The 14,653-nt window shown below is 49.0% G+C and carries 15 protein-coding genes and 1 tRNA gene; 9 read left to right on the top strand and 7 right to left on the bottom strand.

All coding sequences use genetic code 11. The features are described from left to right. Positions 1-47 precede the first annotated feature (47 nt). From K384_RS01520 to K384_RS01505, 4 genes are all read left to right on the top strand, one after another. Positions 48-335 (top strand): ATP-dependent Clp protease adaptor ClpS, encoded by a 288-nt coding sequence (locus K384_RS01520; protein WP_038028664.1) that lies wholly within the window; start codon positions 48-50, stop codon positions 333-335. A gap of 93 nt (positions 336-428) precedes the next feature. Continuing rightward, the gene (gene recR, locus K384_RS01515) at positions 429-1,028 is read left to right on the top strand and encodes a recombination mediator RecR (RefSeq protein WP_038028663.1); all 600 of its coding nucleotides are present in this window, start codon (positions 429-431) and stop codon (positions 1,026-1,028) included. Between the two features lie 13 nt (positions 1,029-1,041). Next, positions 1,042-1,383: an MGMT family protein gene (locus tag K384_RS01510; protein ID WP_038028662.1), complete on the top strand. Its 342-nt coding sequence runs from the start codon at positions 1,042-1,044 to the stop codon at positions 1,381-1,383. A gap of 182 nt (positions 1,384-1,565) precedes the next feature. Beyond that, positions 1,566-2,195: a porin family protein gene (locus K384_RS01505; RefSeq protein ID WP_038028661.1), complete on the top strand. Its 630-nt coding sequence runs from the start codon at positions 1,566-1,568 to the stop codon at positions 2,193-2,195. 350 nt (positions 2,196-2,545) lie between these two features. Here the strand turns inward: K384_RS01505 and K384_RS01500 are convergent, their stop codons facing one another. The 3 genes from K384_RS01500 to K384_RS01490 all read right to left on the bottom strand — a co-directional run bounded on the left by K384_RS01500 (position 2,546) and on the right by K384_RS01490 (position 5,087). After that, on the bottom strand, positions 2,546-3,847 hold the full coding sequence (locus tag K384_RS01500) for an aminopeptidase P family protein (RefSeq protein ID WP_038028660.1): 1,302 nt from the start codon (positions 3,845-3,847) through the stop codon (positions 2,546-2,548). Between the two features lie 63 nt (positions 3,848-3,910). After that, a complete protein-coding gene (locus K384_RS01495; protein ID WP_038028659.1) occupies positions 3,911-4,441 on the bottom strand; it encodes an NADH-quinone oxidoreductase subunit C in 531 nt (176 codons plus the stop codon). Positions 4,442-4,445: 4 nt separating this feature from the next. Beyond that, the gene (locus K384_RS01490) at positions 4,446-5,087 is read right to left on the bottom strand and encodes a DUF1684 domain-containing protein (RefSeq protein ID WP_038028658.1); all 642 of its coding nucleotides are present in this window, start codon (positions 5,085-5,087) and stop codon (positions 4,446-4,448) included. Positions 5,088-5,165: 78 nt separating this feature from the next. Here K384_RS01490 and K384_RS01485 point away from each other — a divergent pair, with 78 nt between their 5' ends. Together K384_RS01485 and ffh are read left to right on the top strand one after the other, a co-directional pair. Continuing rightward, a complete protein-coding gene (locus K384_RS01485) occupies positions 5,166-5,975 on the top strand; it encodes a 2OG-Fe(II) oxygenase (RefSeq protein ID WP_051633007.1) in 810 nt (269 codons plus the stop codon). Positions 5,976-6,017: 42 nt separating this feature from the next. Continuing rightward, on the top strand, positions 6,018-7,382 hold the full coding sequence (ffh, locus tag K384_RS01480) for a signal recognition particle protein (protein ID WP_038028657.1): 1,365 nt from the start codon (positions 6,018-6,020) through the stop codon (positions 7,380-7,382). Positions 7,383-7,479: 97 nt separating this feature from the next. Here the strand turns inward: ffh and eno are convergent, their stop codons facing one another. After that, entirely contained in the window at positions 7,480-8,757 is a 1,278-nt protein-coding gene (eno, locus tag K384_RS01475; protein ID WP_038028656.1) for a phosphopyruvate hydratase, read from the bottom strand. A 143-nt stretch (positions 8,758-8,900) separates the two neighbouring features. Here eno and K384_RS01470 point away from each other — a divergent pair, with 143 nt between their 5' ends. From K384_RS01470 to rpmB, 3 genes are all read left to right on the top strand, one after another. Then, positions 8,901-9,542, top strand: coding sequence for an OmpH family outer membrane protein (locus K384_RS01470; protein ID WP_038028996.1), 642 nt, complete (start codon positions 8,901-8,903; stop codon positions 9,540-9,542). 41 nt (positions 9,543-9,583) lie between these two features. Further along, positions 9,584-9,667, top strand: a tRNA-Leu gene (locus K384_RS01465). Positions 9,668-9,822: 155 nt separating this feature from the next. After that, positions 9,823-10,083, top strand: a complete 261-nt coding sequence (gene rpmB, locus K384_RS01460; RefSeq protein WP_038028655.1) for a 50S ribosomal protein L28 — start codon at positions 9,823-9,825, stop codon at positions 10,081-10,083. A gap of 381 nt (positions 10,084-10,464) precedes the next feature. Here the strand turns inward: rpmB and K384_RS01455 are convergent, their stop codons facing one another. The 3 genes from K384_RS01455 to K384_RS01445 all read right to left on the bottom strand — a co-directional run bounded on the left by K384_RS01455 (position 10,465) and on the right by K384_RS01445 (position 14,652). After that, the gene (locus K384_RS01455) at positions 10,465-11,763 is read right to left on the bottom strand and encodes an alpha/beta fold hydrolase (protein ID WP_038028650.1); all 1,299 of its coding nucleotides are present in this window, start codon (positions 11,761-11,763) and stop codon (positions 10,465-10,467) included. Positions 11,764-11,852: 89 nt separating this feature from the next. Next, entirely contained in the window at positions 11,853-13,325 is a 1,473-nt protein-coding gene (locus K384_RS01450; protein ID WP_038028647.1) for a TolC family protein, read from the bottom strand. Next, positions 13,285-14,652 carry an HlyD family secretion protein gene (locus tag K384_RS01445; RefSeq protein WP_038028646.1) on the bottom strand — a complete coding sequence of 456 codons (1,368 nt, stop codon included), beginning with the start codon at positions 14,650-14,652 and terminating at the stop codon, positions 13,285-13,287. Before K384_RS01445 ends, K384_RS01450 begins: the two co-directional genes overlap by 41 nt. Position 14,653 lies beyond the last annotated feature (1 nt).

Here is a 14,653-nt window from a genome sequence, read left to right as displayed (position 1 = left end):
TATATGGCCGGCTTTTTTTACATTTGACTAACAAAAACACATTGAATATGAGTAGCTTAACCAAAGAAACACCCGCCGTATTTGAAGAGCTGGACACAGTTATTGTAGAAGAAGAGGTGCACGATTTGGTCGTTTTCAATGACGATGTAAACACTTTTGACCATGTCATTCAGACCTTGATTGAAGTATGTAAACATACCCCCGAGCAAGCCGAGCAGTGCACTTGGATCATCCACTTCAAAGGCAAATGCTCGGTAAAGAAAGGCAGTTGGGACGAACTGGTGCCCATGCGGCAAGCCATTTGCGACCGGGGCATTCAAGCCGAAGTGGTATAACCACGCCGCTGCCGGTTTTATTCTGCAAAAGCTTGGCTGAACCCTTCCGTTCAACCAAGCTTTTATATTTTTGTATGCCAAAGACATTGCCTTATGCATTACTCTTCGAAGCTTATAGAACGTGCAGTGGAGGAAATAGCCAAGCTGCCGGGCATAGGAAAAAAATCGGCCTTGCGCATCGTTTTGCATTTGCTCAAACAAGAACCCCGGCAAACCCATCAGCTGGCAGAAGCGCTGCTTCAACTGCGCGACCACATTCAATATTGTAAAGAGTGCCATAACATTGCCGATGAAGCAATATGCAGCCTGTGCAGCGACCCGCGGCGCCACCGCGAAACCATCTGCGTAGTGGAGCATTTCAAAGACATTGCCGCCATCGAGCGCACCGGCCATTATCAAGGCTTATATCATGTGTTGGGCGGCTTGATTTCGCCTATTGATGGCGTCGGTCCACAAGATATTCACATAGAAAGCTTGCTACAGCGTGTACAGAAGCACAAGGTGGAAGAAGTCATACTGGCACTCAGCTCTACCATGGAAGGAGACACTACCGCTTTTTATCTGACCAAGCGTCTCAAAGAACTGCAGGTAAAAGTAACGGCCTTGGCACGTGGCGTGCCCATAGGCAGCGAACTGGAATTTACTGATGAACTCACCTTGGCACGCAGCCTGCTCGGGCGCGTGGAGTTTTAAACTACACTGCGCAATGAAACAGCACGAAAAACATTCATTTTTCAACGATGTGTATGCAGTGGTCCGGTGTATCCCACGTGGCCGGGTAAGTACCTACGGCGCCATTGCCCACTATTTGGGACTGCGTTCGGGGGCGCGCATGGTAGGCTGGGCACTCAACCACGCCGCAGCCTTGCCGGACATACCTGCCCACCGGGTAGTCAACCGCCGTGGGGAGCTCACCGGAAAGCGCTATTTTGGCAGCCCTGACCGTATGGCAGAACTATTGCGCCAAGAAGGCATTCAAGTAGAAAACGACCGCGTGCAAAATTTCGACATGGTTTTTTGGGACCCAAGCCGGGAGTTAAGCCTATAAGCCGTTTTTTTAAAATTTAATTTCGCAAATCAAAGGTAACACAAACGACTCTACTGCGCAGTAAAATCCACCCTCAAAAGCCCTCCTCAGCCCTTGCAGTTTGGCACGCACTTTGTAATGATACTACATGCGTTCGTTAATGAGCGTCAGTTTTAATGTTTCACTTAAAACTCATCAGAACTATGAAAAAGTTATTGTTGACACTCGCAGCCGGAGCCCTGTTCTTTGGCGCACAAGCACAAATCTCTATCATGCCCAAAGCCGGCGTTTCATTGGCCAGCACTGCGTACAAATCTGCCGGGGAATCAGATAAGACTGACATGAAAACCGGCTTTGCCTTTGGTGTAGCTGCTCCCATCAGCGTATCTGACCAGTTCTCTGTACAACCCGAGTTGCTTTACATCCAGAAAGGTGGTGAAGAAAAAAGCAATGGACTCACAAGCTCTGCCACTATCAACTACTTGGAAATCCCTGTGATGGCACGTGCTCATTTCGGCGGCTTCTATGTAGGTGCCGGTCCTTACTTGGGTATTGCTTTGGGTGGCAAAGCAAAAATTGATGACGGCAGCGCCTCAATCGAAGCAGACCTGAACATCGGTACAGACGAAGCAGAAGATGACGTAAAACCCACTGATTTCGGTATGTACTTTGGTTTGGGCTACGGCTTCGAAGTAGGTTCAGGCAAGTTGGTGTTGGACGCCCGCTATGGCTTGGGCTTGTCTAACATTCAGCCCGGTGGCGACAGCGACAACTTCTCTAAGAACCGCAACATTGCCATCACCGTAGGTTATGCTATTCCTTTGGGTCAATAATCCCTGAAAAGCATCCATCCTTTAAAAAAGCTGCCTCTGTGGGGGCAGCTTTTTTTGTTGTAGAGAACAATATACTTGCTTGGTAGTACTACTCAATGAGAGATGCCGGGAAAAACACCGGTTATCATTCCGAACCTCACGCAGCTTGTCATCTCGAACGAGCAAAGCGAGTGAGAGCTCTCATCAAACTATGCCACAAAAAGCAAATAGATTTCTCGCTAACGTTCGAAATGATAAAGAGAGTTCCGGAAGTGTAAAACCTCATCTACTTTTAGCTTAGATTTTCTTTTCAAGAACAAAAAAAGCGGCACTTTTGGATTGTGCCGCTTTCCTCCGGTGTTTATCAGGTTTTATGCCTTCACCGAAGCGTTCATCAATTCTTCTATTTCCTCGGCTTCTATAGGGATGTCAGCCATCAGGTCAAGCAAGCCGTTTCCGGTAATGACCACATCGTTTTCCAAACGAATGCCAAGCCCTTCTTCACGGATATAGATGCCCGGTTCACAGGTAAATACCATACCCGGTTCAAACTTGCGGTATTTGTCGCCCACATCGTGCACGTCCAAGCCCAGGTGGTGCGAGGTACCATGCATGAAGTACTTTTTGTAAGCAGGCCAATCGGGGTTTTGGTTTTTCACTTCGTCCATGGTCAACAAGCCCAAATCCACGAGCTCTTTGGTCATCAATTCGCCCACGGCGGCATGGTACTCATCCAAGGTGTTGCCGGGGCGCAGCATATCCATAGCCCCGCGCATCACGCGCAATACCGCGTCATATACTTGACGTTGGCGGGGCGTAAAGCGTCCATTCACCGGAATAGTGCGGGTCATATCGGAGGCATAGTTGGCATACTCTGCCCCCACGTCCATCAACAACAGGTCGCCATCTTGGCACACTTGGTCGTTGTCTATGTAATGCAACACGCAGGCATTGGCCCCCGAAGCAATAATGGGCGTATAAGCAAAGCCACGCGAGCCGCGGCGCAGAAACTCATGCGCATATTCGGCTTCGATTTCATATTCTTTTACGCCCGGCTTCACGAACTGAAGCACGCGCCGGAAACCGGCTTCCGTAATTTTGCAAGCCTTCTGTATCAGGGCAATTTCAATATCGGATTTAATAGCCCGCAAGTCACGCATGATAGGCGCCAAGCGGCGATAGCTATGCAATGGATAGCGTTCTTTGCACCATTTAATGAAACGGGCATCACGGGTTTCCACTACTACTTCTGCCCGCGGATGTTCGTTGGTATTCAAATACAAATGTTCGGCATCGCCCATCAGGGTGTTGAACACCTTTTCGAACTCCGAAGTCCACATGACCGTGCGGATACCGGAAACTTCGGTAGCCTCTTCTTTGGTGAGCTTATGCCCTTCCCAAATGGCTATGTGCTCGTTGGTTTCACGCACAAACAAAATTTCACGGTATTTTTCTTCCTTGGCATCCGGATATAACAACAAAATGGTCTCTTCTTGATCCACACCGGTCAGATAAAACAAGTCTGTATTCTGCTTGAAGGGCATGGTGCCGTCGGCACTGGTAGGCATAATATCGTTGGAGTTGAAAACAGCTATGGAATTGGGAAGCAGGCGCTCCGCCAAACGACGGCGGTTCTCTATAAACAGCCGGTTGTCAATGCGTTCGTATCTCATAACAGACAGGTATTTGGTTTGAAAAGAACAAAGTACAAATTTTTGATGGTCTTCGGTAAAAAATCAAGCTTGAAATGGGTCTTCCGGCGGGTTTTCTGCCTTCACCGTAATGCCATGATAAGTTTCTTGCGCCTGATAGTCTTTGCGCAGCGGATGCCCTTGCCAGTCGGCAGGCAACAAGATGCGACGCAAGTCGGGATGCCCCGTAAAGCGAATGCCCAACAGGTCGTAAATTTCACGTTCGTGCCAGTCGGCTGTGCGCCATATATCGCTGACCGTGGGCACCTCCGGTAGTGGCTCGCCCTCGCGGTTGCGTGCTACTTCTACCTTTACCACCAAAGCGTGTTCATAGGGAATGGAAAAAAGATGATAAAGCACTTCCATGCTGCCGGCTGCCGGTCCGTTGTCGATGCCCGTGATGCAAGCCAAATAATCGAAATACAGGTCTTTGTGCTCATAGAGCAGGCGGGCAACCGTAGGCAGGCGCACCGGTGCCACTTTTATGTAGGGCTGTATTGCCTCTTCGTTGACTTCTTCCAGATAGTCATCGCCCAACAAATGGCGAATCAAAGCAACTATATCGCGAAATAACATATCCTCAGGGCTTTGAAGTACTGCTGCTGTCAGCTGTTACGAATTTCTTTTCGCCTGCCAAGATAGCAAAATCCAGATGGTTCTGCTTCGGAGGAATGGGACAACTATAATCGGGACTATAGGCACAATAGGGATTGTAAGCAAAGTTGAAATCCAATATCAAAGTGTTGCCTTTGGGCTTTTCCACGTCCAGATAACGCCCGCCTTCATAGGTTTCTTTGCCATTCGAAGCATCTTTAAAAGGCAAAAACCAATAGCCGGCATTGTCTTCTTTTTCAAATAATAAAAGCTGATACTCTTTGCCTTCATACTCAAAAAAAGCATAGGCTACCGAGCGCAAGCGGTCGAAGGTGCTATCGGTCATCTGCACCAAAAAATCGGCTTCGTTTTCATCTACGGGAACCCAACGGGCTTTGATACGGTACTGCACATTGGGTGGAAAATAATTCAAGTGAGAAAAGGCTTCCCTGTTTTCTATGGGCGAGTCGTCGCGGTATTTGAAGGCTTCGTCTTTTTCACGACGAAACTTCTCTATCTTTTGCATTACGTCCTCTTCTTTACGCTGGTCTATGAGCGAATAGGCAAGAATGGCTATCAGAATAAGCAGCACCCCAAAAAAGAAAAGACGGTTTTGCTTTTGCTTCATGGCTCAGTGTTTTGTATTTCAACTGTTAATAGAAAAACGTATTTTTGCACCAAAGCTATTGAAAAATAAGACATAAATATGAATCCACAAGCCGGTATTTCGCTTTTCAACCCTCGTCTGTTTGAAGAAGCTACCATTGCACAACTCCAAAATGAGTTCAACACAGCACGGCCTTACCGCCATGTTGTTATAGATAACTTTCTGCAAACCGACTTTGCAGAAAAGCTATACGAACACTTTCCGCCTACGAAGGTACTGCGCAAGCATTATGACGGCATCAATGAACGCAAAGCCGAAGGCGCCAATTTCGAAGACTTTCACCCGGACTTCAGCCGCCTGCGCGATGCCCTTATGTCGCCGGAGTTCTATGCTTGGGTCAGCCGTGTCACCGGCATTCAAGATGTATTCATCACCAATGACCACCTGGGCGTAGGCTTGCACGAAGGCGACAACGGCAGTTTTCTGGATGTGCATATCGACTTCAACATACACCCGGAAAAAGACGTACACCGTCGTCTGAACCTGCTCATTTACATGAACCGGCATTGGGAACCTCATTATGGCGGCGATTTGGAGCTGTGGAACGCCGACGTGACCAAGTGTGTAAAGAAAGTACCGCCGGCTTTTAACCGTGCCGTCATATTTGAAACCAGCGAAATCTCGTATCACGGTTACTCCCGCATACAAGTGCCCGAGGGCATGTCGCGCAAATCGGTGTATGCCTACTTCTACACCACCGAGCGCGAAGACGCCGCCCCCTATCACGACACCATCTTCAAGGCGCGCCCGGAAGACAGCACCGTAAAGAAGGTGGTAACCCCCATCAAAGAGCGCCTCAAAAACGGTATTAAAGCGGCACTTAAAAAGGTAGGCATTGTATTAAAGTAGAAAAAGAACCATCAAAGGATAGTTTGTAAACCGGAAAACTCTATGTTTGAAAATTTAAGTGAGAAGTTAGAAGGTGCCATACGCACGCTCAAGGGCTCCAATCGCATTACGGAAGTAAACGTAGCCAATACAATTAAAGAGATACGCCGCGCCCTTTTGGATGCCGACGTAAACTACAAGGTAGCCAAGGAAGTTACCGATAAAATCAAAGAGAAAGCCTTAGGGCAAAAAATACAAATTGCCGTAGAGCCCGGTCAGATGCTCGTCAAAATCGTATATGACGAGCTGACACAGCTCATGGGGGGCACCAAGCAGGACATCAAACTGGATGGCAACCCTGCCATCGTGCTGATGGCCGGCTTGCAAGGTTCAGGGAAAACAACCTTCTCTGCCAAGCTTGCCAACTACTTAAAGAAACAGAACAAACGCATTTTGTTGGTTGCCTGCGACGTGTACCGCCCGGCTGCCATAGAACAGCTCAAGACACTGGGCGAACAATTGGGCATTGAGGTGTACAGCGAGCCGGAAAACAAAAACCCGGTAGAGATAGCCCAACATGCCGTAGAATATGCCAAGCAAAACAAATATCAGGTGGTGATTGTCGATACGGCCGGCCGCTTGGCAGTCGATGAAGAGATGATGGACGAAATCAGCCGCCTGAAAGAAACGCTGCAGCCTTCCGAAACACTCTTCGTGGTGGATGCCATGACCGGTCAGGATGCCGTCAATACAGCCAAGGCGTTCTATGATCGCATTCAATATGACGGCGTGGTGCTCACCAAACTCGACGGGGATGCGCGCGGTGGGGCTGCCCTCTCGATTCGTGCCGTCGTGGACCGCCCCATTAAGTTCATAGGTACGGGCGAGAAAGTCAATGACCTGGATGTATTCCACCCGGACCGTATGGCAAGCCGCATCCTGGGCATGGGCGATGTGGTGTCGTTGGTAGAGCGTGCCCAGCAGATTTTCGATGAAAAAGAAGCCGAGCGCATCAACAAAAAGCTGCGTCAGAACCAATTCGACTTTCAGGATTTCTACTCTCAAATACAGCAAATCAAAAAGATGGGCAACGTCAAAGATTTGCTGGGCATGTTGCCGGGCGTAGGCAAAATGGTCAAAGACCTCGACATAGACGACGATGCTTTCGTGCCTATAGAAGCCATCATACAGTCTATGACCCCGCAAGAGCGTGAAAATCCTGCCCTCCTGCTGACACACCGCACCGCTGCCAGCCGTAAACAACGGATTGCCAAAGGTAGCGGGCGCAGCATACAGGAAGTCAATAATTTGCTCAAGCAGTTCGAGCAAATGCAAAAAATGATAAAGAAGATGAACCAGATGGAAAGCGGCGGCGGTGGGCGCCTCAGCCGCATGCTCAAGCGCAACAAGAAGAAGAAAAGAAGATAAGAACCAAACAGCCTGCGGGCACCCGCAGGCTGTTTAAAAGAAAAAGCACTTACACATCAAGAAAGCTGCTTTTGCTTGGGCAAAAGTAGCTTTTACATTAGAAGTTCAAGCCGGGATAGTAAGCAGCCTCGCCGAGTTCTTCTTCAATGCGTAACAATTGGTTGTACTTAGCCATGCGGTCCGAACGCGATGCCGAGCCTGTCTTGATTTGCCCGGTATTCAAAGCTACAGCCAAATCTGCAATGGTACTGTCTTCGGTTTCTCCCGAACGATGCGACATCACGTTTTTATAACGATGGCGTTTTGCCAACTCAATGGTATCGATGGTTTCAGTAAGTGTGCCTATTTGGTTCACTTTAATCAATACGGCATTGGCTACCTGCTTGTCTATACCCTCACGCACACGCTCCACATTGGTCACAAACAAATCATCACCCACCAACTGCACTTTGTCGCCGATAGCTGCTGTCAGGCTTTGCCAGCCATCCCAATCGTCTTCAGCCATACCGTCTTCAATCGAAAGAATCGGGTACTTCTTCACCCACTCTTGCCAGAAATTCACCATATCGGCAGAAGTCAGTTCGTCGCCGGTCGATTTTTTCAAACGATAAACCTGCTTCTCTTCGTCGAACAGCTCGGAGCTGGCGGCATCCAGCGCAATGAAAATATCTTCACCGGGACGATAGCCGGCTTTTTCTATGGCTTGCAATACCACTTCAATAGCTTCTACATTTGACTTCAGGTTGGGCGCAAAACCGCCTTCATCCCCCACGTTGGTAGAAAGCCCTTTGTCTTTCAGCACCTTTTTCAAGTGGTGGAACACCTCTGTGCCCATGCGCAAAGCCTCGCTAAACGAAGGCGCATTCACCGGCATAATCATAAACTCCTGAAAGTCGATGCCGTTGTCGGCATGCGCCCCTCCGTTCAGAATATTCATCATGGGCACCGGCAAGGTAGCCGCGTGCACGCCACCTACGTAACGGTAAAGCGGAAGTTGAAGGGCCGCTGCTGCCGCTTTGGCTACTGCCAGCGAAACGCCCAAAATGGCGTTGGCGCCCAGCTTCGACTTATTGGGTGTACCATCCAGCTCCAGAAGCAAGTGGTCTATCATCTTTTGCTCATACACCGACACCCCAATCAACTCGGGCGCAATGATTTCGTTGACATTCTCCACAGCCTTAAGCACGCCTTTGCCTAAATAGCGTGTGTTGTCGCCATCGCGCAATTCTACTGCTTCATACTTGCCGGTAGAAGCCCCTGACGGCACTGCTGCACGGCCTATGAAGCCATCTTCGGTGATAACATCTACCTCAACCGTGGGATTGCCACGGGAGTCCAATATCTGACGGGCGTGTACGTGATCTATAAAACTCATTGTTCATCAATTTTTTGCTGCCAAAAATAGAAATATTCCCGCATTCAACAAGAAGATAGCGAGGCTTGCCTGCCAATAAAGTTTGCGTATATTTGCAGTTGTTGTCAGAAACAAAAGAATCCATTTTTCAAAATTCGAAAAAGATGAAAAAACATTTACTACCTCTGGCTATTTCCCTATTTTTATTTGGGGCATGCCAAAACAACGAACAAAAGACCGACGAGCAAAGCAATCAGACCGCAACCGAAACAAACACTCAAGAAAAAGACGAAGCGGCAGGCATTGTTTACATCAACTCTGACAGCCTGCTTGCCAAATATGATTTCTACAAAGACGCCCAAAAAGAGTTGGAAAAGAAGCGTCAATCGTTTGAGCAAGACCTGAACCGTCGTGTCAGCAGCCTGGAGCGCGACATTGCCAACTTCCAGCAGCAAGCCAACAGCATGACTCTGCAGCAAGCCAAAGCCACCGAGCAGTCGCTCATTGAGCGCCAACAGAACTTGGCACAGTATAAGCAAACGCTCGAAAATCAATACTTGGAAGAAGAGTTCAAGATGGCTGAAAAGCTGAACAAGAATTTGGAAGACTTCATGCAGCGCTATGCCAAGGAAAAAGGCTATAAGCTCATTCTCGGCTATAAACCGGGCGTAACCGTATGGTATGGTGATCCTGCTTTGGACATCACCGACGAAGTGGTGAAAAGACTCAACGAAGAGTATAAAAACCAAAGCAAACAAACAGATAAGCCCGCCGAAGAAAAAAAATCTGAAAAAAAAGCTGAATAATTTTTAAAAGCTTTTTATATTTGCGTCTGCAAAGACGCTGCGCCGAAGTGGCGGAATTGGTAGACGCGCACGTTTCAGGGGCGTGTGGTGGCAACACCGTGCGGGTTCGAGTCCCGCCTTCGGCACACTGAAAGGCTCCATAACGGAGCCTTTTTTCATAAAGAAAGCGGCAGCAACTGCCTGAATTTCCGTGGCATATTTGCGTAGCATCGGAAAAGGTCTTATATTTGCCGTCCTAAATGAGTATATGTGTCACCGTTTTAATAAAAGATAGTTTATCATGGCAAAGGTTTGTCAATTAACCGGGAAGCGTCCGCGTGTGGGAAACCACGTATCGCACGCTAACAATAAAACAAAGCGCCGTTTCTATCCCAACTTGCAAAAGAAGCGCTTTTATCTGCCTTCGGAAGACCGTTGGATTGAAATGAAGGTTTCTACCCACGCCCTGCGCATCATCAACCGCATTGGCATAGAAGAAGCCTTGCGCAAAGCCAAAAAGAAAGGCACTCTTAACTTGAAAAAAGGCGTGATTGCGCTCTAAGAGCAAGTCTCTGTTTTCATAACTAAGCAAAGCGGTTGTCAGGATACAACCGCTTTTGTTGTTTTATACCGTGTCTCACCGGTTCTTCTGAGAGCAGGCGGCATAAAGTTGCTCGCCTGTCCCCTTCCCTGCCTTCCCTGAAGTTGAAAACAAAACCTGCCGTGCCGGGCAAAAGCAACGTGGCTTGTCCCTTCAAACGAAGTGCAAATGCAGTTAAGAAGCCCGCTGAAGCTATTTGTCATGTCGAACGAAGTGAGACTTCTCGTCAAACCAAGGCAAGAGATTTCCCGCTTGCGCTCGAAATGGCAGCAGGGAAGCTCGAATTAACGAGGCAAGAAGCCCGAAACGGCAAAACAATACCAGTGCCTGCCTACACTAAAATCATGGTGCTTGACAGACGGCTTGTATCCACTGATTCACAATATGCCCAATAACAGGATTATAGGGCGCCACCACCTCGCGGTATGAAGTAGTCCAGCGCATGCCGTGGTCGGCTTGGGGCACACGCACATACACTGCCCGTTCGGGCTGCCGTTTATTCACGATATGGGCTATCATTTGGTGGTCTTCTTCAAGCGAAGCCACATCGAACTCGCCCCACAAGCTAAGCACAAAGCCATCGTAACGGCTCCACTCTGCCGGCACATTGACCTCCTGCAGCTGAAACCAATATTGGTCGCTGCGTATGTCGAACAGCCTTAAATAACGCTCATAAGCGGGATTGGCATTGGCCACTTCGCTCTTAGGGCGATGCAGCACGAAGTACTCCACATTGCAACGGTTGATACCATTCAGGTAATCGTCGATTTCGGCTTCAGGCTTGCCTTTCATCATAAACAGACGGCGGCGCGATTCCAGCAGGTAGTCTGTCCAGCGACGCCCTACCGTTCCATACACAATGATGCCTTTGACCGGTTCATGGTTGGCTATTTGTACTGCCAGAATGCCCCCCACACTATGCCCCAGCAAAAAAACCTGTGTGCTGTCCACGAAGTCGTATTGCTTGACTGCCCGCAGGGCTTGCAAAAAAGCTTGGCGTTCGGTTTCAAAATCTACTTCTATGCAGTCGGGGCCTTCGCTGTCGCCAATACCAAATTTTTCTACGCGTATGGTGGCCACGCCTTGGCGTGTCAGTTCATAAAGCAGTTGTGTATAGGGGCGCTGCGTGTCGAAGGGGGTATCGATACTTTGGCAGGCAATGCCTTGTATGAAAAGCACGGCCGGCACCGCTTGGCTATTTGGGGGGCGCGTAACGATGCAACGCAAGTGTCCTTGCGGGGTTTTTATTTCGCGATAGTCTATGGCAAAATCGGGGGCTTGTTCGGTAGGATACTTCCCCAGCCGCAGGCGGTAGCTTAACAACTGCCCGCCACGCCGGATGCTTAATGTAACCTTGTCGCCCACTTTGTAATTACGCCTTACCAATTCAAGTAGCTGGGTATAGCTTTTCAAAGGGGTGTCATCGAGACGCAATAGACGGTCACCGGGCAAAATACCGGCTTTTTCGGCAGCACTTCCGGCGTGTACTCTTGCCACTTCAAGCACCTCTTCCTCGGTATTCCAGCGTAAATCCAAACCTATAAAGGGACGACGCGGCAAGGATTGCGCACTAAGCTGACAGAAAACGCCTATCCCCACAATAAATAGCAGCGCTCCCAAGACCTTCTTTCTTAATTGCATAGTTTTTATTTGAATTCTTTGGCTAAAAAGATAACGCATAAGCACATGTGCTTAGTATGCAGCCATACAAGCCCGGGCGCTACGTAAGCTTAGGGCAAGCTCCACAGGGGCAATCCACTCAGCCAAAGCACTTCTACCTTGAGCTTTTCGTAGGCTGCTTGTGTCTTCGCCAGCTTGATTTCTGCATCAAGCAGCTTCTCCTCACGTTTGTTTACCAAAAAAACGTAACTCTCACCGGCTATAAACTTGGCATACTCTCCATCACGCAAAGCGCGGTAGTTCTGCACCATGCTTAAAAGATTGCGCAAGTTTTGCTCCGTAAGCAAGAGTGTACGGTAAGCGGCCTCCAGATCATTATACAGCGTGCGCACTAAATAAAGCTGTTCTTGCTCGTTTTGCAACTGTTTCACTTTTACCTGCTGGCGCTTGCCACCGGCCTCACGCATGAAGAGCGGAAAAGCCAATTCAATGCCAAATTTGTAGTTGTTCTGCAAATAAGTGCCGTTCCACTCGCCACTCTTTACCGGTTGTGCCGAAAGAAAATTATAGTTTAAGTTGAGCTTGGGTTTCATCTTTTCGGCATACAGACGGCGCTCAAACTCTAAGCTTTGGTATTTCAAGCGTAACTTTTGCAATTCGGGATGTTGTGCTTCCAACTGCTGTTTGAGCGTTTCGAGTGGATAGCGTTCTTGAAAAGGCTGCTCGGTAGCCTGCTTGGGTTCGTCGGGTGCCACTTCCGGATTTAGCTCTACGGGCGTGCCGTCTTCGGTCCACAAGTGCGCCGACAACGCCAAGCGTGCTTGTGTAAGCTCGGCCTCGGCTTCCAACAACATAATCTGGCGGTCCTGACGGTTGATGCCGGCCTCCAGGGAATCGATAGGCGCCTCTTCGCCCATCTTCACCTTTTCGAGGGTAAACTCATAACGGGCATTTACCAAGTCATAGGCACGCTGAAGCGCCTCCTTTTTGCGGTAGGCAAAGTACCAGTTCCAGTAGTCTTTCACGACTTGATAATACAGCTTGTTGATGGTCTTCAGCCGCTCGGCAGCGGCCATTTCTTGCATCAGCTGTGCTTGGCGCAGGGCATTGCGCCGTTCATCGATAAACAAACCATAGCCCAAAGGCACCTTTATGCCGGCATACCATAGCCCTTCTTCGGGCACTGTGCGATCCGGGTTGATATACAAACCTTGGTTACGCTCATAGCCGGCTTTCAGCTCGCCAATCCATAAAGGCACCGACACATACGTATTGATATACTGATAGTATTGTTTGGTTTTAAAATTTTTCTCGTCCCATGTACCTTTCAGTTGGGGATCGAAGTTGCCACGTGCCTGGCGCAAGGCAAAGCGCCCCTGCTCCAAGTAGAGGTCGGCCTGTTTCATCACAGGGTGGTAGGCAGCCACCCACTGCAACACCTCCTGCAAGCTCAGGCGTTTGGTGGTGTCTTCTTGCGCATAGGCAGTAACTGCCAAAAACTTTAATATCCAAAAGAGAAATTGTTGTTTTCGAATCACCGGCTTATTTCTTTTTTGCACCTTTGTCTTTATCACCTTTTTCATCGGGCGCTTCTTTTAAGCTGGGCGGGAAACCGTTCAGCTGTCGCCAGATTTCATACCACACGGGCACATCATCGAGCAGGATGAATGCCCGCACAGCCGAGCCGATGCGCAGTTGCTCGGGCCATTCGGGGTCGTTGGTAGCATCGGGCAAAGCCAAGATACGATAAGTACCATCAGGCTGGCTTACATAGTCGATGACCTTCACCCTGCCGGCAAAGGTACCTACACTCACACTGGGCCATCCCGAAAATTGGAAAGCAGGCCATCCGGCAAATTCGATACGCACCTCACGCCCGGGGGTAATCAAAGGCACGTCCATGGCTTTCACATACAACTCCACTGCTTTTTGCGGGCGTGCCGGTTGGATTTGCACCACGGGCTCGCCCTCCTTTACGATTTCGCCAATCCCTTGGCTCATTGCCTTGACCACATAACCGGACTGCGGAGCTAAAATGTAGTAATTTTCATTCCGTATGACCGTGCTGGCATATTTGTTTCTGTAGGCAGCCAATTCCAGCTGAGCATTGGCAAGGTAGGATTCGTAATTGCGCAGCTCTGCTTCGGCTTTCAATATTTTTTCCCGGTACTCTGCCCGGATAGAGCTAAGCTCAATCAAAGCGTTCAGATATTCTTGTTGCGAGCCTAAGTAGTCGTTTTCGGCTTTTATCAACTTTGCCTGCGATTCTTGATATTTTAATTGGCGTTTTTGGTAATCGGTCAATGAAATAAGTCCTTTTTGATAGAGCGTATCATAGCGGCGCAATTGGTTTTCTGCCAACTGAAAATTAACAAGTTGTGCCTGGTAGTTCGAGCTGTCGCTGCTTACCTTCAGGCGATACTGCTTCACTTTGTTTTCCGCCTTCTGAAGGCTCAAATTTGCCGCCTGCCGCAATACGGGCAAGCGCTGCTTCAAAGCTTCGATATTGGCTTTGGTGGCTTCAATGGCCGCTTCTTTGGCTACCACTTGTTCGCGCAAGCGCTCCAAGAGGTCGGGGTCGAAATACTCCGGCTTGATTTCCCCAATGCGCAGCAAAGTATCGCCCCGGTTCACAAACTGCCCCTCCTGCACATACCATTGTTGAATACGCCCCCCAATCACTGCCGGCACTTCTTGTGGGCGGTCTTTCGGAAAAAAGGCAGTTACCTTTCCGCTGGCGGGTATGTTCTGCGTCCATGGTAAGAAAAGGGTTAAGAGACCAAAAGCAAACAGCCCCACCAATACTTTGGCAAAATTGCGCGCCGATCGCGGGGTCTGCAGCAGGCGGAAGGCATACACCCGCCGTTCAATATATTCATTTTCAATGCTTTCTTTCGATATCTTCAACATA

The organism is Thermonema rossianum DSM 10300 (genome assembly GCF_000426825.1).
Lineage (GTDB): Bacteria > Bacteroidota > Bacteroidia > Cytophagales > Thermonemataceae > Thermonema > Thermonema rossianum.
This window is presented reverse-complemented; position numbering and strand designations above follow the sequence as displayed.